The following is an 18128-nucleotide window of genomic DNA, read 5'->3' on the forward strand; positions in this document are numbered from 1 at the left end:
CAACACCCATTCAGTTCTCTCACCTGGCTAGCCATTGGCGGTAAGGGATGCGACCCGATCTTCAAGGCCCACTGCGCCTGGCTGGCGTATATATCCTGTTCAGCGCCCTGTGGATTTTCGGCAGCGACTACCTGCTGCATGCATGGGTCATGGACAGCGAACGGGTGGCCGAGCTGCAAACCGGCAAAGGCCTGCTGTTTATTCTGCTCAGCAGCGGGCTGATCTTCCTGCTCAGCCGGCGTGACCGGCAGGCGCAACGCCAACTACTGGAAAAACTCACCCACAACAGCCGCGTGCTGCAGCAGGCCCAGCGCAACGCCGGGCTCGGCAGCTGGGAATACCGCGACGGTATCCACTGGAGCGAGGAAGCCCTGAGCCTGTTCGGCCGCAATCTCGACAATCAACAAGGCAGTGTCGAACAGCTGCTCAGCTGGCTGCACCCCGCCGAACGCTCTGCCGTACAACGCGCCCTGCACGCCTTGCTGGAGGGCCGCAGCGCCATGGCAGTGAGCGCCCGTCTGCTGCAGCCGCAGCAACAAACCACCTGGCTGATGTTGCGCGGGGAAGTCGACGAGTACGGTCGCATCCTCGGTACCGTGCAGAACATCAGCACGCAGAAACGCGACGAGAGCGCCCTGCGCGAGAGCGAGCAGCGCTTTCGCCAGCTGTTCGAGCAAACCCCACGGATTGCCGTGCAAGGCTACGACCGCGAACGCCGGGTGATCTACTGGAACCAGGCCAGCACCCAGCTCTACGGCTATGCCGTGCATGAGGCCATAGGTCGCCGGCTGGAGGAGTTGATCGTGCCGCTGCCGGCGCGCAGCAAGGTGGCCAGCGCAATCAACCTGTGGCAGGTCGGTGGCCCGCCAATTCCCGCCGCTGAGGTGCAATTACAACGCAAAGACGGCAGCCTGGTGTGGGTCTACTCCAGCCACCTGATGCTGCGCAACAGCCTCGATCAGCTGGAGCTGTACTGCATCGATATCGACCTCACCGAACAGAAGAAAATGGACAGCGAGTTGCAAGTCAGCGAGAGCCGCTACCGTTCGCTGGTCGAGCACTTGGGTGATGCGATTTTTATCACCGATGCCGACGACAAACTGAGTTTCCTCAACCCGGCCTGGGCACAGATCAGCGGTTACCCGATCCACGAAAGCCTGGGCAGCCCACTGCAACGCTTTATGCCGGAACTGGGCCAAGGCACCTTGCGCCAACGCCTGGAAGAACTGCGCAGCGGCAAGCTGAACAGCCTGCGCCTGGAATGCCAGTTGCTCACCCACAGCGGCCAGGCGCGCCGAGTTGAGCTGCAACTCAACCTGAGCCTGCCCGAGCACAGCCTGCACGGCAGCCTGCATGACGTGCATGAGCGCTATCAGGCCCAGCACCTGCAACAGGCGCGCAATGCGGTACTCGACGAGTTGCTCGGCCTGCACCCACTGCACAGCATTCTCAACGGCATCAGCAGCCGCCTGGAAAGCCTGCAACAGCAGATGCGCGTGTCGATCATGCTGCTCGATGAGCACCAGCGCCTGCATCTCGGCGCCGCACCCAGCTTGCCGGAGGCTTATTGCCAAGCCATCGAGGGGATTGAGGCGGCGCTGGAAGTTGGCTCATGCGGACATGCCGCCGCGAGTGGCGAACTGGTGATCGCCGAGGACCTCAGCCAGCATCCGTATTGGCGCGACTACCAGAGCGTCGCCCTGGCGGCCGGTCTGCACGCTTGCTGGTCACTGCCGTTCAAGGATGACAGCGGCCAGGTGCTGGGCACCTTCGGCATCTACTACCCGCAGCCGACGCGGCCGAGCACTGCCGATATCGCCCTGGTCACCGAATTCACCCGACTGGCGGGGCTGGCCGTGCAGTTCAGCGCGGCCCCCAGCGCCAGCAAAATGAGTGAATCGGACCAACGGTACGCCAGCCGTGATTGATTTGTTACAGGTCAATGAAAGTTCATATTGAGCGACTAGACTGCCTTTTCTTGCATAGGAGGCTCGTCGATGAACGTCATGATCCAACCGGTAAAAACAGCCGCAGGCCCGGGCTGGCAAGTAAGTTTTGGCAAGCAGAGCGTGACCTTTCGCAGTGAAAGCGAGGCCCGCCAGTTTGTCAGCACCCTGCAAGCGCGCCTCAGCGCGCCACATATGCTGCCATTCGAGCAACAGCGGGCTGCAAGTTAAGCCTATGCGCGAATCGCGCCGCGCTCGACCCTGCGGGTAAACAAAGAAAAGCTTACGGCCAATACCCCGCAGCCGAAGATCACCACGGCAATCGGCCAGGCACTGCCGTCATGCAGCACGCCAACCATGGCGGCGGCACTGGCGGCGATCACGAACTGCAGGCTACCGAGCAACGCCGATGCACTGCCGGCATGCCTGCCCTGCCCGGCCATGGCGCAGGCCGAGGCGTTGGGCAGGAGAATGCCCAGGCTGGCAATACAGCCGAACAACGGAATCAGCAACGGCCACAAGGTCTGCGGCTTACCCACGGCCACCAGCAGCAGAGCCAGGCCACAGGCCAGGTAGAACCACACGGTTTTCCCCAGCCAGTACGCCGGCCCATGTCGCGCCACCAGCCAAGCATTCAGCTGCGCCACCAGAATAAAGCCCAGGGCATTGCTACCGAACAACCAGCCGTAATGCTCGGCGGGAATGCCGTACAGCTCGATAAATACAAACGGCGAGCCTGCGATATAGGCAAACATCCCGGCAATCGCAAAGCCGCCGGTCAGCGCATAGCCGAGAAACGGCAAGTCAGCGAACAGCCGTTTGTACTCACCCAGCGCGCCGCGCAGGGGTGCCGGCGGCACGTCCTTGGCCAGGGTTTCCGGCAGCCACTTGGCCACCGCCAGCAGGCAGATAAAGCTGAACAACGTCAGGCAGATAAAGATCGATGGCCAGCCCAGGGTGCTGAGCAACAAACCACCGGCCAGCGGCGCGAGAATCGGCGCCAGGCCCATCACCAGCATCAACTGGGAAAACACCTTGGCCGAGCTGATTGGGTCACACAGATCACGCACCACCGCCCGCGACACCACCATCCCGGCGCAGCCGCCCAAGGCCTGCACAAAGCGCGCGGCAATCAACCATTCCAGGCTAGGCGCCAGGGCGCAGGCCAGCGACGCCAGGCTGAACAACATGACCCCGACCAGCAGCGGTTTGCGCCGGCCGAAACGGTCGGCCAGCGGGCCGTACGCCAGCTGGCCGATAGCCAGGCCGGCAAAGTAGGCGGCCAACGACAGCTGCACATGCTCCACATCGGTGGAAAATGCGCGCGCCAGGGTCGGGAAGCTCGGCAGGTAAAAATCGATGGCCAGTGGGCCGAAGGCGCTTAACGCGCCGAGAATCAACAGAAGACGTAACGGCATGGGTGTCCAGAGAGGTAATAACAGATGAAGCCGTTGTAGCCCGGGCAAGCCCCGGGCTACGGCTTGCCCCCGCTAGCAGGGGCAGCAGCTCAAGCCGGCGTATCGGCCTTTTTCCGGCCCTTGCCGATTTTCTCTGCCAGCGATTCCACCAGCAGGTAGAACATCGGGATCAGGAAGATCGCCAGGAAGGTCGCCGCCATCATCCCGCCGATCACCCCGGTACCGATCGAGTGACGACTGGCCGAGCCTGCGCCCGAGCTGATCGCCAGCGGTACAACACCGAGAATAAATGCCAGTGAGGTCATGATGATCGGGCGGAAACGCAGGCGCGAAGCCTCCAGCGCCGACTCGAAGATGCCCATGCCCTGATGCCGGCAGATCACGGCGAACTCGACGATCAGAATGGCGTTCTTCGCCGCCAGACCGATCAAAGTGACCAGGCCGACCTGGAAGTACAGGTCGTTCTCGATACCGCGCAACCACACCGCGAGAATCGCGCCGAACACCGCAAACGGCACTGCCGTGACCACTGCCAACGGCAGGGTCCAGCGCTCGTACTGGGCGGCGAGGATCAGGAACACCATGATCAGACCGAAGATAAAGGCACTGCTGCCCGAGCCTTGCGACGCCACTTCCTGGAAGGCCGAGCCGGTCCAGCCGATGCTGTAATCGCTGCCCAGCACTTCCTCCGCTACTTCCTGAATCGCGCTCAGAGCCTGACCGGAACTGAAGCCAGGTGCCGGCCCGCCAAGGATCTTCGCCGCCGGGTAGACGTTGAAACGTGCGTAGGTATCCGGGCCGAGAATCCGTTCAACCTTGACCAGGCTGGCCAGCGATACCAGCTCGCCACTGCCCGCGCGCACATAGACCTGGGACAGGTCTTCCGGCTTGCTGCGGAACTCCGCTTCGGCCTGCAGGCTGACCTGGAAGGTCCGTCCATACAGGCTGAAATCGTTGACGTAGTAGCTGCCGAACGTGGCCTGCATAGCGGTGAATACATCATTCACTGCCACACCCAGGGCGCGCGCCTTGGTCCGATCAAGGTCAATAAAGTACTGCGGCACATTGGCGCTGAAGGTGCTCTGCACACCCGCCAATTCAGGACGTTTGGCGGCAGCGGCGAGGAAGGCCTGAACCTTCTCGGCCAGCTGCGCGGTGGTGCCGCCGCTGCGATCCTGGATATAGCCTTCAAAACCGCCGGTGGTGCTCATGCCGGTAATCGGCGGCGGGTTGAAACTCATCACCACACCGTCTTTCTGCGCCGCACCCATGCCCATGAATTCACCGGTCAGGTTGCGCGCATCCAGCTCGGGCGTAGTGCGCTCGCTCCAGTCTTTCAGCGGCACAAAGGACACCCCGGCGCTGCTGCGGGTGCCGAAGGTCAGCACGTCGAAGCCGGCAAAGGTCACCACATCCTGCACCGCAGGGTGCGCCATCAGTTGCTGGGTCACGTCACCAGTAAGCTTCTCGGTACGGGTCAGCGAGGCAGCAGGCGGCAGGAAGTAGGCGTTGATCACATAGCCCTGATCTTCGTTGGGCACCAGCGAGCTGGGCACACGGTTGAACAGCACCACCATCAGCGCAATCATCGCGCCAAACAGCAGCAGGCCCACCGCCGAACGCTTGAGGAAGAAGCGCACGCCAGCGGTGTAGCCGTTGGTTAGCTTGTCGAAAACCCGGTTAAAGGCACGGAACGGCGCCGCCGGTTCGTGATGACCAGGCTTGAGCAGCAAGGCGCAGAGAGCCGGACTCAGGGTCAGGGCGACGATGCCAGAGATCACCACCGACACGGCAATGGTGATGGCAAACTGTTTATACATCTCCCCGGCCAGGCCGCCGAGGAAGCCCACCGGCACGAATACCGCGCAGAGCACCAGCACGATGGCGATGATCGGCCCGGTCACTTCTTCCATGGCCTTGATGGTCGCTTCACGTGGGCCGATCTTGTCGGTGGCCATCACCCGCTCGACGTTTTCGATCACCACAATGGCGTCGTCCACCACGATACCGATGGCCAACACCATGCCGAACAAGGTCAGCAGGTTGATGGAGAAGCCGAGCATGTACATACCGGCGAAAGTGCCGACCAGCGAAACCGGAATCGCCAACACCGGGATCAGCGTGGCGCGCCAGTTCTGCAGGAAGATAAACACCACCAGCACTACCAGGATCAGGGCTTCGAAGAAGGTGTGGATCACCTCCTTGATCGATACCTGAACGAATTTGGTGGTGTCGTACGGCACCTTGTAAGTCATGCCGCTAGGGAAGTTCTTCGACAGCCGCGCCAGGGTATTGCTCACTGCTTCGGCGGTGTCCAGGGCATTCGCGCCGGGCTGCAGGTACACGCCGAAGGCAGCGTTCTGCTGGCCGTTGAGCGAGGTCATCAGCGAGTAGTCCTGCGCCCCCAGCTCGATCCGCGCGACATCCTTGAGCAGCAGGCTGGCGCCGGTGTCGTCGGTACGCAGAATGACGTTTTCAAATTCTTTCGGGTCGGTGAAACGGCCCTGGGTGGTCACCGTGTAGGTGAAGTCCTGCTCCTGCTTGAGCGGCTGCTGGCCGAAGCTGCCGGCGGCGAACTGCGAGTTCTGCTCACGGATCGAATTGACCACATCGGTCGGCGTCAGGTTGTACTGCGCCAGCTTGTCCGGACGCAGCCAGATGCGCATGGAATAGTCTTTCGAGCCGAACTGGCTGACATCACCCACACCCGGCAGGCGCTTGAGTTCGTCGATCACGTTGATCAGTGCGTAGTTACTGATATACACCGGGTCGCGCGAGCCATCCGGCGAGTACAGAGTCACGACCTGAAGAATGTCCGAGGACTTCTTCTGCACCTTGACGCCCTGCCGGCGCACTTCTTCCGGCAGTTTAGCCAGGGCGGCCTGGACGCGGTTGTTGACGTCGATGGTGGCCTGGTCAGGATCGCGGCCCACTTCGAAGTACACCGACAGGCTCATGGCGTTGCCGCCGGAGTTGGACTGCTGGTAGATCATCCCCTCGACGCCGTTGATCGACTGCTCCAGTGGCGCGGCCACCGTTTCGGCAATCACCTGGGCGCTGGCACCGGCGTAGCTGGCGCTGACCGACACCTGCGGCGGGAGTATCTGCGGGTACTGGGCGATCGGCAACGAGCGCATGGCCATCAGGCCAGCCAGCACGATGATGATCGAGATGACCGCGGCAAATACCGGGCGGTCGATAAAGAAGCGTGAAATCACCGGGAACGCTCCTTAGGATTGGCTGGCAGCTGGGGCGGCAACTTTTACCGGGCTGTCCGGACGCACTTTCGGCAGGCCCTCGACGATCACCCGGTCACCGGCGTTGATGCCGGAAACAATCACCCAACGGCCTTTGGCCGTGTGCCCGGTGGTGACCTGACGCATACGCGCCACACCGCCTTCATCCACCACATACACAAAGGTACCGGCCGGGCCCTGGGCAATCGCGCGCTCAGGCAGAGTCATCGCATTGGGGATGCTCAGGCCTTTGACCTGCACACTGACGAACTGGCCAGGCAACAGCGTCTGATCCGGGTTAGGCACCACGGCGCGAGCGCTGACGGTGCCGGTGCCGCGATCCACCAGGCTGTCGGTGAAGTCCACCTTGCCTTCCAGCGGGTAGATGCTGCCGTCACCGAGCTTGATCTGCACGCTCATCTTGCCGTCTGCCGGCAGCACCAGGCTGCCGTTCTGCAGGCCGCTGCGCACGCTTTCCACATCGGAATCGGGAGCTGCGAAGTTGACGTAGATCGGGTCCAGCTGGGTGATATTGCTCAGCAGGCTGGCACTTGGATCGCCGGCCACCATCAGGCTGCCTTCGGAAACGGTTTCCTTGCTGGTGATACCGGAGATCGGCGCTTTTACCGTGGTGTAGTCGAGGTCGATCTGCTTGGACTGCACCTCGGCCTCGGCGGCCTGGATATTCGCTTTGCTCTGCTCGAAGTTGGAGACGGCATTGTCCAGCTCGCTCTCGCTGGCAAAGCCCTTCTTCTGCAACTCGCGGATGCGCTTGAGGTCACGCTCGGTCTGCCGATAGCGCGCCTGCTCCTGCGCCAGCGCGCCCTTGGCACGGCTCAGCGCCGCCTGATAGGTGCGCGGATCGATGCGGAACATCACCTGGCCCTGTTTGACCTGGCTACCTTCCAGATAGGTACGTTCCTGCAGAATGCCACTGACCTGGGCCCGCACCTGCACTTCACGAAAACCGGCAGTACGTGCGGAGTACTCAAGCTCCAGCGGCAGTGCTTCTGCCTTAACCGTTTCTACCACCACTTCGGGAGCTGGCGGAGCATCGGCGGCAAACAGCGGGGCGGCCAGAATAGCCAACAGCAAGGAACCGGCAGTGACCGGCAGACGACGGGGAAAAAACATGGGTGTCTCCGAATAAACGCGGGGCGCAACGTTTGAGACCGGCAATGCTAGTTACATACACAAGTGTTTGTAAATAGAACATTACCCTTAAGTTCATTACACTTTGTGCTCAGCCTAGCCAGAAATACGCCTGCTGCCATGCGCCGAACCAAAGAAGAAGCCGAGAAAACCCGCTGCGCCATCCTTGAGGCGGCCGAAACGCTGTTCCTGGAAAAAGGCGTGGCGCACACCAGCCTGGAGCACATTGCGCGGCATGCTGGGGTGACGCGCGGCGCGGTGTATTGGCACTTTGCCAACAAGGCCGACCTGTTCAACGCCATGCTCAATCAGGTACGGCTGCCGCCGGAGCAGCTGGCCGAACGCATGCGCGGCTGCCCCGAGCACGACCCGCTGCAGACCCTGCGCGAGTTGTGTATCGAGGCCATCGAGAACCTGGCCCGCGACCCGCAGAAGAAGCGCATCTTCACCATCCTGCTGCGCAGGTGTGAGTTCACCGAAGAACTGCGCGAGGCCGAAGAGCGCCAAGAAGCCTTTATCAACCTGTTTATCGCGCTCTGCGAGCAGCAGTTCAACACGCCGTCAGTCCGCCTGCGCCTGCATGCCGGGCTGACGCCGCGCCTGGCCGCGCGCACCGTGCATGCACTGCTGATCGGCCTGTTCTACGACTGGTCGCGCGACCCCAATCTGTTCGACCCTCTCAGCGACACCGCGCCCATGGTCGATGCCTGCTTTCGCGGGCTGATCCGCGACTGGCCAAACCCTGCCGTGCTTACGCCAGGCTAACGCCGTAGCCCTGCTCGACGATTGCGACCATCAGCTGATCGACCGGCACACTGCTGCTCACACGCACTTCGCCACCGGGAAACTTCACTTTCACATCAGCCGCCGGGTCACACGCCAACAGCGCCTCGGTGATGGTTTTGACGCAACCCTGGCAAGTCATGCCATCAACCCGGAATGCGTGAACCTGAGAAACCTGCATAAACAACCTCCTAAATAAATAAGCCGCCATGGTAAACGGATCGATGCAGTGTTGGGCCTGTCATAAGGGCAAGGTCAAGTGATAATACGGCTTGACCTTGCCAGCATGGCAAGGTTGATCCTGTGCTGGAACTCAATAGAGGACCACCCATGTCCAGCCTCACTACTTTCAACCTGCCCATCAGCGGCATGACCTGCACCAGCTGCGCCGGGCGGGTCGAGCGCGCCCTGGCCAAGGTGGCCGATGTCGCCAGCGTCAGCATCAACCTGGCCAGTGAACAGGCGCGGGTCGAAGCGCCTGCCGACAGCCTGGAACAGCTGGTTAACGCCGTCAGTGCGGCCGGCTATGAGGTGCCCAGCGAGCGCCTGGAGCTGAATCTCGAAGGCATGACCTGCGCCAGCTGCGCGGGGCGTATCGAACACGCCCTGGCGCAGCAACCGGGAGTGCTCTCGGTCAGCGTCAACCTGGCCAGCGAGCGGGCGCAGCTGCAGGTGCTGCGTGGCACCGATCACAACGCTCTGCTGCAGGCCGTCAGCCAGGCCGGCTACCACGCCAGCCTGATCGGAGATCCACAGACAACCCAGGCCACGGCAGCAAAACAGCTGCAGCGCGAACGCTGGTCGCTGCTGCTGGCGATTGTGCTAACCGTACCGCTGGTCATTCCCATGCTGGTCGAGCCCTTCGGCCTGCTCTGGATGCTGCCGGCCTGGCTGCAGTTCGCCTTGGCCACGCCGGTGCAATTTATCTTCGGCGCGCGCTTCTACCGCGCAGCCTGGAGCGCCCTGCGCGCCCGTGCCGGGAATATGGATCAGCTGGTGGCTATCGGCACCAGCGCCGCCTACGGCCTAAGCCTGTATCAATGGGCGGTAAGCCCGGCTGGCAGCATGCCGCATCTGTATTTCGAAGCCTCAGCAGTGATCATCACGCTGATTCTTCTCGGCAAATACCTGGAAAGCCGCGCCAAACGCCAGACCAGCAGCGCCATCCGCGCCTTGCAAGCCTTGCGTCCGGAGCGCGCCCTGCGCCTACGCGATGGCACCGAACAGTGGGTGGCGCTGGGTGAGCTGCAGCTGGGCGACACCATTGTGGTCAAGCCCGGTGAACGCTTCCCGGTCGATGGCCTGGTTCGCGAAGGCCAGAGCCATGCCGACGAAGCGCTGATCAGCGGCGAAAGCCTGCCGCAGCCCAAGCAGCCAGGTGATAGCGTCACCGCCGGGGCAATCAACGGCGAAGGCCGTCTGCTGGTGGAAACCACCGCCCTCGGCGCGGAAACCGTGCTGTCACGCATCATTCGCCTGGTCGAAGATGCCCAGGCGGCGAAAGCGCCGATCCAGAAGCTGGTGGATAAAGTCAGCCAGGTCTTCGTGCCCAGCGTGCTGCTGATCGCCCTAACTACCCTGCTCGGCTGGCTGCTGCTTGGCGCAGGTATCGAAACCGCGCTGCTAAATGCCGTGGCGGTGCTGGTAATCGCCTGCCCCTGCGCCCTCGGTCTGGCCACGCCCACCGCGATCATGGCTGGCACCGGCGTGGCGGCGCGCCACGGCATTCTGATCAAGGACGCCGAAGCCCTGGAAATCGCCCATTCGGTAACCCTGGTGGCCTTCGACAAGACCGGCACCCTGACCTCCGGCGCGCCGCGTATCGCCCACCTGCGTGCAGTAGACGGCGACACGACCCAGCTGCTGCAACTGGCCGGCGCCCTGCAGCGCGGCAGCGAACATCCACTGGCCAAGGCGGTGTTGGATCAGTGCACAGAACAACAACTGAGCCTCGCCGACGTCAGCAACAGCAAGGCGCTGGCCGGGCGCGGTATCGCCGGGCAGATTGGCGAACGGCAACTGGCCTTGGGCAATAAGCGCCTGCTGGAAGAACACTTCCTGCACCACGATGAACTGGCCGCCGACGCCCTGGCTTGGGAGGCCGAAGGCCGCACCCTGTCTTGGCTGCTGGAATTGGCGCCGCAACCGCAGGTGCTGGGCCTGTTCGCCTTTGGCGACACGCTCAAGCCAGGCGCAGCCGAGGCCATCGCCACGCTGACCGCTCAAGGCATTGCCAGCCATCTGATCAGCGGCGACAACCCCGGCAGCGTCAAGGCCGTGGCCGAGGTCCTGGGCATCAGCGCCGCACACGCCGAAGTGCTGCCAGCGGACAAGGCCGCAATCATCAGCGAGCTAAAGAAAGACGCGGTGGTGGCCATGGTCGGCGACGGCATCAACGACGCGCCAGCGCTGGCTGCCGCCGATGTCGGCATCGCCATGGGCAGCGGCACCGATGTGGCCATGCACGCCGCCGGCATCACCCTGATGCGCGGCGACCCGCGCCTGGTGGCCGACGCCCTGGATATCAGCCGGCGCACCTACAACAAGATCCGCCAGAACCTGTTCTGGGCCTTCGCCTATAACCTGATCGGCATTCCGTTGGCGGCCGCCGGCCTGCTCAATCCGATGCTCGCTGGGGCGGCCATGGCGCTAAGCAGCGTCAGCGTGGTGAGCAATGCGTTGCTGCTGAAAACCTGGAAGCCCAAGGACCACGAATAAGCCACCGGGCAGGAGAAAAAACATGAATATCGGCCAAGCCGCCAAGAAAACCGGCCTTAGCGCCAAGATGATTCGCTACTACGAAAGCATCGACCTGCTGCCTGAGGCCGGCCGCACCGACAGCGGTTACCGTCAGTACAACCAGCAGGACCTGCATCGCCTGGCGTTTATCAAGCGCTCACGCGATCTGGGCTTTTCCCTGGCCGAAGTCAGCCAGCTACTGGCCTTGTGGCAGGACCGCCAACGCGCCAGTGCCGACGTCAAAGCCCTGGCCGCCACGCATATCGCCGAACTGGAACGCAAGATCAGCGAACTCAGCGGCCTGCGCGACACCCTCAAGGATTTGATGGACAACTGCCAGGGCAACGACCGCCCGGACTGCCCGATCCTCAAGGATCTGGAGTCCGGCTGCTGCCATTGAAGGCTTAGATCGCCTGCTGCAACGCCCGGCAATCCACGGCGAAATGGTCAGCCAGCTCCGGCCAGGGGTTTTCCGCCAGATTGACCAGCACGCTGCGCGCCCCGGCGGCGCGGGCGCATTCCAGGTCAAAGCGGTAATCGCCAACCATTACCAGCTCGCTCGGCGCGACCTGCCAGCTTCTGGCGAAATGCAGCAGGCCGCCAGGGTCGGGCTTGGGCGGCGCTTCATCGCGGCCGATCACGTCCAGCACGGCAAAGCAGTCATCCAGGCCGATGGCGCGCAAGGTCAGCAACGCCAGTTCATGGGCATTACGAGTGAGAATGCCGAGGCGACAGCCACGGCCGTGCAGCTCGCGCACCAGCTCAATCGCCCCAGGGGCCGGCTCGGCGGTCAGCGCCAATTCGCGCTCGTGCTCCAGCAGCCAGGCATGCTTGGCCGCTGCAACCTGCACAGGCAATGCGGCCAGATGACCGAGGATGTCGTCCGCCAGCGGAATATCCAGCGCCCGCTTGATCGCCTCGAAATCGTGCACCGCCAGGGTCAGGGTGCCATCCATATCAAACACCCAGTGACGGACAGCGCTCAGGCTCACTTCCAATCCTCACGCACGCGGGTCAGGCCTTCCTGGGCAACCGAGGCGACCAGCTGGCCCTGGCGATTGAAAATGCTGCCACGGGAGAAGCCGCGGGCATTGCCGGCCCAGGGGCTGTCCATGCTGTAGAGCAGCCAGTCGTCCATACGCAGGTTGCCGTGGAACCACAGCGAATGGTCGAGACTGGCGACCTGCATAAACTTCTGGAACACCGACACACCATGGGGCTGCATCGAGGTGGTCAGCAGGTTGAAATCACTCGCGTAGGCCAGCAGCAGTTTGTGCAACTGTGGCTCGTCCGGCAGCGGCGCGGCAGCACGGAACCACACATGCTTGATCGGCTCGCACGGCTTGGGCGCGAAGGGATTGATGCGCGTCACCGGGCGAATTTCGATGGGTTTGTCGCTGGTGGCACGCTCACGCATACGCTCGGGAATCATCGCCTCGACCATGCGCGCCAGCTCGGTTTCCGACTTCAGCTCTTCCGGCCCCGGCACTTCCGGCATCGGGTTCTGGTGATGAAAGCCCTCTTCATCGAACTGGAACGACGCGCTGCAGGTAAAGATCGGCTTGCCCTTCTGGATCGCCGTCACCCGCCGCGTGCTGAAGCTGCCGCCATCGCGCACCCGATCCACCTGATAAACCACCGGCAACGTGGCGTCGCCTGGGCGCAGGAAGTAGCCGTGCATGGAATGCACATGGCGCACTGCATCCACCGTCTGGCTGGCCGCCGAGACGCACTGGCCCAATACCTGGCCGCCGAACAGCTGGCGAAAGCCGAGGTCCTGGCTGACGCCGCGGAATAGATTTTCTTCGATGGTTTCCAGGGTCAGCAGGGCGACCAACTCATTCAACACCTGACTCATGCATGCTCTCCTGTAAACGCAGTGGGGCGAGATGGTAAAGACTTTGCCAACGCTTGTCGGCCCGACTGAAAGATGGATGCGGACAATAATGGCAGCATTTTAGCCAATAGACCGCTGGGCTTGAGCGCAAGCAGAGCCTGCCGCCATACTTCGGCCACTTCCGCTTGAGCCCGCCACCATGCGTCTGCCGCTGGTTTATCACGACGATTACAGCCCGCCCTTCCCGGCCAACCACCGCTTCCCCATGGAGAAGTTTCGCCTGCTGCGCGATCACCTGGTGGACAGCGGCCTAAGCACCGACGCCGAGCTGCTACGCCCTGAACTCTGCCCGACAGACGTGCTCGCCCTGGCCCATTGCCCGGCCTATATCCTGCGCTTTGCCAGCGGCGAACTGACTTATGAAGAGCAACGCCGCCTCGGCCTGCCCTGGAGTGCAGCCCTGGCGCAGCGCACCATTCGCGCCGTGGGCGGCTCGCTGCTCGCGGCCGAGCAGGCTCTGCAACATGGCCTGGCTTGCCATCTGGCCGGCGGCACCCACCATGCGCATTACGATCACCCGGCCGGCTTCTGCATCTTCAATGACCTGGCGGTGATCAGTCAGTACCTGCTGGCCAGCGGCAAAGCCCAGCGTGTGCTGATCTTCGACTGCGACGTGCATCAGGGCGATGGCACCGCGCGCCTGCTGGAAAACACCCCGGAGGCGATCACCGTTTCACTGCACTGCGAAAAGAACTACCCGGCGCGCAAGGCCGCCAGCGACTGGGATATCCCCCTGCCCAACGGCATGGGCGATGCCGATTATTTAAAGGTGGTGGATGACACCCTCAACTACCTGCTGGCGCTGTACCAGCCGGATATCGTGCTCTACGACGCCGGCGTGGATGTGCACCAGCACGACGCCCTCGGCTACCTCAACCTGACGGATGCCGGCATCGCTGCCCGTGACGCAGCCGTGCTCAACCACTGCCTGGACCGTGATATCCCGGTGGTAGGGCTGATCGGCGGCGGCTACGACAAGGACCGCATCGCCCTGGCCAGGCGCCACGGCATACTGCATCACAGCGCAGCAAAGGTCTGGCAGACGCGCGGGCTGGGATAAAACCAGCGCACGCGCTGTCACATCGCGCATCCCCACGACCAAGGAATCTCACACAGCATGTACGCAAAACTCAGCACCCTGCCGGCCCTGCTGGCCGCACTGGCATTCGGCACCTGCACTGCCGCCCAAGCAACTGACAAGCTGCAGTCACTGGTGGACGAAACCATTCGCCCGGTGATGGCGGAATACGACATCGCCGGCATGGCCGTGGCGATCAGCCACAATGGCCAGGCGCACTACTTCAACTATGGCGTTGCACGCCTGGACGATCAGCAACCGGTGAGCAGCGACACCCTGTTTGAAATCGGCTCACTCAGCAAACCGCTCACGGCCACCCTCGCCGCATTGGCCCAGACCACCGGCAAGCTGAGCCTCAGCGACAGCGCCGGCCAGCACTGGCCCGAGCTGCAAGGCAGCAAGCTAGAACACGCCAGCCTGCTCAACCTCGGCACCTACACCGCCGGTGGGCTGCCGCTGCAGTTCCCCGACAACGTGACCGACCCGGCCAGCATGCTCGCCTATTACCGCCAGTGGCAGCCCGAGCATATCGCCGGTACTCACAGACGCTATTCCAACCCCAGCATCGGCCTGCTCGGCCTGCTCGCCTCCAAGAGCATGGGTCAGCCGTTTCCCACGCTGATGGAAGGCACGCTGTTCCCCGCGCTCGGCATGCCGCACAGTTATATCCAGGTGCCGGCGGCGCAGATGCCGCGCTATGCCTACGGCTACAGCAAAGACAACCAGCCGCTACGGGTTACGCCGGGGATGCTCGACGCCGAAGCCTACGGGGTGAAAACCAACGCCAAGGACATGCTGCGTTTTGTCCAGGCCAACCTCAGCCCTGCCGGCCTCAACCCGGACCTGCAGCGCGCCATCGCCATTACCCACACAGGCTATTACCGCGTCGGCGAGCTGACCCAGGGCCTCGGCTGGGAGCGTTACCCCTACCCGATCAGCCTGGAGCGCCTGCAAGCCGGCAACTCCCCTGCCATGGCCATGGAGTCGCAACCCGCGAAGCGTCTCGCGCCACCGGAACTTGAGTCGGGCAACAGCCTGTTTAATAAAACCGGCTCCACCGGCGGCTTCGGCGCCTACGCCGTGTTTGTCCCCAGTCAGAACCTCGGCCTGGTCATGCTGGCCAACAAGAACTACCCCAACGCTGCCAGAATCAAAGCGGCGCACGCCATACTGAGCGCGCTGGACAAGCATTCACCCCAACGCTGAATGGAAAATAGTCATGGATGATTCTTTCAAGCTGAACAAAGCCAACTGGGACGAGCGCGCCGCCTTGCATGCGGCCTCACCCGACTACCAAGCCCAGCTGTTTATCGCCTCGCCCGCGCATTTATCCGAGGTGGTGCGCTTTGATCTACCCCGCCTCGGCGATATCAGCGGCCTGCGTGCGGTGCATCTGCAATGCCATATCGGCACCGACACCCTGTCGCTGGCCCGCCTCGGCGCGCAGATGAGCGGTCTGGACTTTTCCGCTGCCTCGCTGGAGCAAGCCCGCCAACTGGCGAGCAGCTGCGGTGAGCACATCGAATTTGTCGAAGCCTCGGTCTACGACGCCGCCAAGATGCTCGGCGCGCAGTCATTCGATTTGGTCTACACCGGCATCGGCGCGCTGAACTGGCTACCGCATATCGATGACTGGGCACGCAATGTCGCCGCCCTGCTCAAGCCCGGCGGCCGCCTGTTTCTGCGCGAGATGCATCCCGTACTGATGACCCTCGACCAGGACTGCCAGGATGCCCTGCAGATGGTCCACTCCTACTTTGAACATAGCGAGCCGCAGGTCTGGAATGACGAGTACAGCTATGTGGCAAGCGACAGCAAACTGACCGCCACCACCACCCATGAATGGAACCACGGCCTGGGCGAAATCATCACCGCGCTGCTGCGTCACGGCATGCGCCTGACTGCCCTGGAAGAACACACCAGCCTGCCCTGGGACGCCCTGCCGGGCCAGATGAGCCTGGGTGAAGATGGCGAGTGGCGGCTAAACAACCAACCAGAAAGACTGCCGCTGAGCTATACGCTGCAGGCGGTCAAGGTCGGCTAAACCGTAGGATGGCGTTGAGCGTAGCGATAGCCATCCTACGTGCTGGAAACCTCGCCAACGAACCCGCCCCAGACTCGGGGGTCTAACGCACTGATGGGATCACGGCCGAGCAAACCCGGAGCTTGTTCAAGCCGGCGACGAGGCTGCGATCCAGACAGGGGCTAGGCCACCCCATCTTCTTGCACAGGTGCAAGGCGTCTCGAGGCCCTCGGCTGCGGCGTGATTGACGCCACGGCAGCATGCCTAAGCGATCAGGCTTTTGCTGATCGCCTGGCTCCCTGCTGCGCAGCGCACTCTTTGCCAAGGAGATTCACCTATGGTCATTCACTACCGGGTCGCCGGCCATCTCGCCTGCGGGCACCATGGCAGCAACCTCAGTTCCACCACCGAATTCGCTCAGGTGAAATGCCGCAGCTGCCGCGGCACCGAGGTGTTTAAGGAAAACCGCGCAACCGCGCGCAACGCGGCGCGAAGAGCCGCACGCAAAGCCAAGATCGCCCACGCGAGCAATGACTGGCGCGCATCCTGGCAACAGCGGCTCACCGACCTGCCAGGGCGGCAGCGGCTACCCAGGGGCTTCGGCGGGCAGCCTTTTGTCTAGCCACCCGCTTGCTTAAGACGCCATTGAACCGACAGAAGCTGGCCCGGCCTCAAGCCCGGGCGCTTCACTCTAGGGTTCTACCCCGCTAACACCTTATCCAGCGCCTGCTCCAGAGTCGCCACGGTGCGCTCAATATTGCCCAACTTGTCCAGCCCGAACAGGCCTAGGCGGAAGGTTTGGAAATCCGCCGGCTCATCGCACTGCAGCGGCACGCCAGCGGCGATCTGCAGGCCCAGAGCGGCGAATTTGCTGCCGTTCTTGATGCTGCCATCGGTGGTGTAGCAAACCACCACACCCGGTGCTTCGAAGCCTTCGGCGGCGACGCTTTTAAAGCCCTTGCTGGCGAGCAATGCGCGCACGCGATCACCGAGCTCCTGCTGCTGGCTGCGCACGGTGGCAAAGCCGAGGGCCTTGGCCTCGAACATGGCATCACGGAAACGCGCCAGGGCATCGCTGGGCATGGTGGCGTGGTAGGCGTGGCCGCCCTGCTCGTAGGCCTGCATGATCTGCAGCCATTTCTTCAGGTCGCAGGCAAAGCTGGTGCTTTGAGTCGCTTCGACGCGGGCCTGGGCGGCCTCGCTAAGCATGACCAGGGCGCAGCACGGTGAAGCGCTCCAGCCTTTTTGCGGGGCACTGATCAGCACATCGATACCGCAGGCCTGCATATCCACCCAGAGGGTGCCGGAGGCGATGCAGTCGAGCACAAACAGGCCGCCAACCGCATGCACGGCATCCGCCACCGCGCGCAGGTAGCCATCTGGCAGGATCATCCCGGAAGAGGTTTCCACATGCGGTGCGAACACCACCTGGGGCTTTTCCGCGGCGATAACTGCCAGCACATCGACCAATCGCGGCGGGGAAAACGCCGCCTGGCTGCCCTCGGCGACCGGACGGGCCTTGAGCACAATCGATTCAGAGGGGATCTGGCCCATCTCGAAGATCTGCGTCCAGCGGTAGCTGAACCAGCCATTACGCAGCACCAGGCACTTCTGCCCGGTGGCCAGCTGGCGCGCCACCGCTTCCATGCCATAGGTGCCACTACCGGGCACAATGGCGACGGCGCGAGCGTTGTAGACCTGCTTCAGGGTGCTGGAAATATCCTTCATCACGCCCTGGAACGACTGCGACATATGGTTGAGGGAGCGGTCGGTGTAGACCACCGAGTATTCGATCAGGCCGTCGGGGTCGATGCTGGGATAGAGGTCAGACATAAGGGGCTCCAGGCAGAAAAGTC

The 18128-nt window shown here is 62.8% G+C and carries 16 protein-coding genes; 9 read left to right on the forward strand and 7 right to left on the reverse strand.

Translation table 11 applies throughout. From position 1 onward, the window contains the following. Positions 1 to 47 precede the first annotated feature (47 nt). On the forward strand, positions 48 to 1928 hold the full coding sequence (locus ACQ4LH_RS07395; protein WP_430696614.1) for a PAS domain S-box protein: 1881 nt from the start codon (positions 48 to 50) through the stop codon (positions 1926 to 1928). A 69-nt stretch (positions 1929 to 1997) separates the two neighbouring features. Continuing rightward, positions 1998 to 2177 (forward strand): hypothetical protein, encoded by a 180-nt coding sequence (locus ACQ4LH_RS07400; RefSeq protein WP_430696615.1) that lies wholly within the window; start codon positions 1998 to 2000, stop codon positions 2175 to 2177. A gap of 2 nt (positions 2178 to 2179) precedes the next feature. Here ACQ4LH_RS07400 and ACQ4LH_RS07405 read toward each other — a convergent pair whose 3' ends face one another. From ACQ4LH_RS07405 to ACQ4LH_RS07415, 3 genes are all read right to left on the reverse strand, one after another. After that, positions 2180 to 3364, reverse strand: coding sequence for a multidrug effflux MFS transporter (locus ACQ4LH_RS07405; RefSeq protein WP_430696616.1), 1185 nt, complete (start codon positions 3362 to 3364; stop codon positions 2180 to 2182). Positions 3365 to 3453: 89 nt separating this feature from the next. Then, on the reverse strand, positions 3454 to 6582 hold the full coding sequence (locus ACQ4LH_RS07410; RefSeq protein ID WP_430696617.1) for an efflux RND transporter permease subunit: 3129 nt from the start codon (positions 6580 to 6582) through the stop codon (positions 3454 to 3456). Positions 6583 to 6594: 12 nt separating this feature from the next. After that, positions 6595 to 7734 carry an efflux RND transporter periplasmic adaptor subunit gene (locus ACQ4LH_RS07415; RefSeq protein WP_430696618.1) on the reverse strand — a complete coding sequence of 380 codons (1140 nt, stop codon included), beginning with the start codon at positions 7732 to 7734 and terminating at the stop codon, positions 6595 to 6597. A gap of 138 nt (positions 7735 to 7872) precedes the next feature. Between ACQ4LH_RS07415 and ACQ4LH_RS07420 the strand changes: the two genes are divergently transcribed. After that, the gene (locus ACQ4LH_RS07420; protein ID WP_430696619.1) at positions 7873 to 8517 is read left to right on the forward strand and encodes a TetR family transcriptional regulator; all 645 of its coding nucleotides are present in this window, start codon (positions 7873 to 7875) and stop codon (positions 8515 to 8517) included. Here ACQ4LH_RS07420 and ACQ4LH_RS07425 read toward each other — a convergent pair. Continuing rightward, positions 8504 to 8716 carry a heavy-metal-associated domain-containing protein gene (locus tag ACQ4LH_RS07425; protein ID WP_160016058.1) on the reverse strand — a complete coding sequence of 71 codons (213 nt, stop codon included), beginning with the start codon at positions 8714 to 8716 and terminating at the stop codon, positions 8504 to 8506. The genes ACQ4LH_RS07420 and ACQ4LH_RS07425 overlap by 14 nt on opposite strands. Before the next feature lie 149 nt (positions 8717 to 8865). Between ACQ4LH_RS07425 and ACQ4LH_RS07430 the strand changes: the two genes are divergently transcribed. Together ACQ4LH_RS07430 and cueR are read left to right on the forward strand one after the other, a co-directional pair. Then, positions 8866 to 11253, forward strand: a complete 2388-nt coding sequence (locus tag ACQ4LH_RS07430) for a heavy metal translocating P-type ATPase (protein ID WP_430696620.1) — start codon at positions 8866 to 8868, stop codon at positions 11251 to 11253. Between the two features lie 22 nt (positions 11254 to 11275). Beyond that, positions 11276 to 11674, forward strand: a complete 399-nt coding sequence (gene cueR / locus ACQ4LH_RS07435) for a Cu(I)-responsive transcriptional regulator (protein WP_430696621.1) — start codon at positions 11276 to 11278, stop codon at positions 11672 to 11674. A 4-nt stretch (positions 11675 to 11678) separates the two neighbouring features. On the opposite strand, the gene ACQ4LH_RS07440 is transcribed toward cueR, so the two are convergent. After that, a complete protein-coding gene (locus ACQ4LH_RS07440) occupies positions 11679 to 12266 on the reverse strand; it encodes an HAD family hydrolase (RefSeq protein ID WP_430696622.1) in 588 nt (195 codons plus the stop codon). After that, complete coding sequence (tesB, locus tag ACQ4LH_RS07445; RefSeq protein ID WP_430696623.1) at positions 12263 to 13132, reverse strand: acyl-CoA thioesterase II; 870 nt, start codon at positions 13130 to 13132, stop codon at positions 12263 to 12265. Before tesB ends, ACQ4LH_RS07440 begins: the two co-directional genes overlap by 4 nt. 178 nt (positions 13133 to 13310) lie before the next feature. Here tesB and ACQ4LH_RS07450 point away from each other — a divergent pair, with 178 nt between their 5' ends. The 4 genes from ACQ4LH_RS07450 to ACQ4LH_RS07465 all read left to right on the forward strand — a co-directional run bounded on the left by ACQ4LH_RS07450 (position 13311) and on the right by ACQ4LH_RS07465 (position 16894). After that, the gene (locus tag ACQ4LH_RS07450; RefSeq protein ID WP_430696624.1) at positions 13311 to 14231 is read left to right on the forward strand and encodes a histone deacetylase family protein; all 921 of its coding nucleotides are present in this window, start codon (positions 13311 to 13313) and stop codon (positions 14229 to 14231) included. Positions 14232 to 14288: 57 nt separating this feature from the next. Beyond that, complete coding sequence (ampC, locus tag ACQ4LH_RS07455) at positions 14289 to 15455, forward strand: class C beta-lactamase (protein ID WP_430696625.1); 1167 nt, start codon at positions 14289 to 14291, stop codon at positions 15453 to 15455. Positions 15456 to 15468: 13 nt separating this feature from the next. Then, a complete protein-coding gene (locus tag ACQ4LH_RS07460) occupies positions 15469 to 16293 on the forward strand; it encodes a class I SAM-dependent methyltransferase (protein WP_430696626.1) in 825 nt (274 codons plus the stop codon). A gap of 316 nt (positions 16294 to 16609) precedes the next feature. Further along, complete coding sequence (locus ACQ4LH_RS07465; protein WP_430696627.1) at positions 16610 to 16894, forward strand: hypothetical protein; 285 nt, start codon at positions 16610 to 16612, stop codon at positions 16892 to 16894. A 77-nt stretch (positions 16895 to 16971) separates the two neighbouring features. Here ACQ4LH_RS07465 and ACQ4LH_RS07470 read toward each other — a convergent pair whose 3' ends face one another. Continuing rightward, positions 16972 to 18105: an aminotransferase class V-fold PLP-dependent enzyme gene (locus tag ACQ4LH_RS07470; protein ID WP_430696628.1), complete on the reverse strand. Its 1134-nt coding sequence runs from the start codon at positions 18103 to 18105 to the stop codon at positions 16972 to 16974. Positions 18106 to 18128 lie beyond the last annotated feature (23 nt).

The organism is Pseudomonas peli (genome assembly GCF_050563605.1).
GTDB lineage: Bacteria > Pseudomonadota > Gammaproteobacteria > Pseudomonadales > Pseudomonadaceae > Aquipseudomonas > Aquipseudomonas peli_A.

Excerpts from the sequence above, each read along its gene's own strand:
- ACQ4LH_RS07405 (WP_430696616.1), bottom strand. The coding sequence starts at position 3,364 with ATGCCGTTACGTCTTCTGTTGATTCTCGGCGCGTTAAGCGCCTTCGGC.
- cueR (WP_430696621.1), top strand. The coding sequence starts at position 11,276 with ATGAATATCGGCCAAGCCGCCAAGAAAACCGGCCTTAGCGCCAAGATG.
- ACQ4LH_RS07450 (WP_430696624.1), top strand. The coding sequence starts at position 13,311 with ATGCGTCTGCCGCTGGTTTATCACGACGATTACAGCCCGCCCTTCCCG.
- ACQ4LH_RS07460 (WP_430696626.1), top strand. The coding sequence starts at position 15,469 with ATGGATGATTCTTTCAAGCTGAACAAAGCCAACTGGGACGAGCGCGCC.
- ACQ4LH_RS07400 (WP_430696615.1), top strand. The coding sequence starts at position 1,998 with ATGAACGTCATGATCCAACCGGTAAAAACAGCCGCAGGCCCGGGCTGG.
- ACQ4LH_RS07420 (WP_430696619.1), top strand. The coding sequence starts at position 7,873 with ATGCGCCGAACCAAAGAAGAAGCCGAGAAAACCCGCTGCGCCATCCTT.
- tesB (WP_430696623.1), bottom strand. The coding sequence starts at position 13,132 with ATGAGTCAGGTGTTGAATGAGTTGGTCGCCCTGCTGACCCTGGAAACC.
- ACQ4LH_RS07430 (WP_430696620.1), top strand. The coding sequence starts at position 8,866 with ATGTCCAGCCTCACTACTTTCAACCTGCCCATCAGCGGCATGACCTGC.
- ampC (WP_430696625.1), top strand. The coding sequence starts at position 14,289 with ATGTACGCAAAACTCAGCACCCTGCCGGCCCTGCTGGCCGCACTGGCA.
- ACQ4LH_RS07470 (WP_430696628.1), bottom strand. The coding sequence starts at position 18,105 with ATGTCTGACCTCTATCCCAGCATCGACCCCGACGGCCTGATCGAATAC.
- ACQ4LH_RS07415 (WP_430696618.1), bottom strand. The coding sequence starts at position 7,734 with ATGTTTTTTCCCCGTCGTCTGCCGGTCACTGCCGGTTCCTTGCTGTTG.
- ACQ4LH_RS07465 (WP_430696627.1), top strand. The coding sequence starts at position 16,610 with ATGGTCATTCACTACCGGGTCGCCGGCCATCTCGCCTGCGGGCACCAT.
- ACQ4LH_RS07425 (WP_160016058.1), bottom strand. The coding sequence starts at position 8,716 with ATGCAGGTTTCTCAGGTTCACGCATTCCGGGTTGATGGCATGACTTGC.
- ACQ4LH_RS07395 (WP_430696614.1), top strand. The coding sequence starts at position 48 with ATGCGACCCGATCTTCAAGGCCCACTGCGCCTGGCTGGCGTATATATC.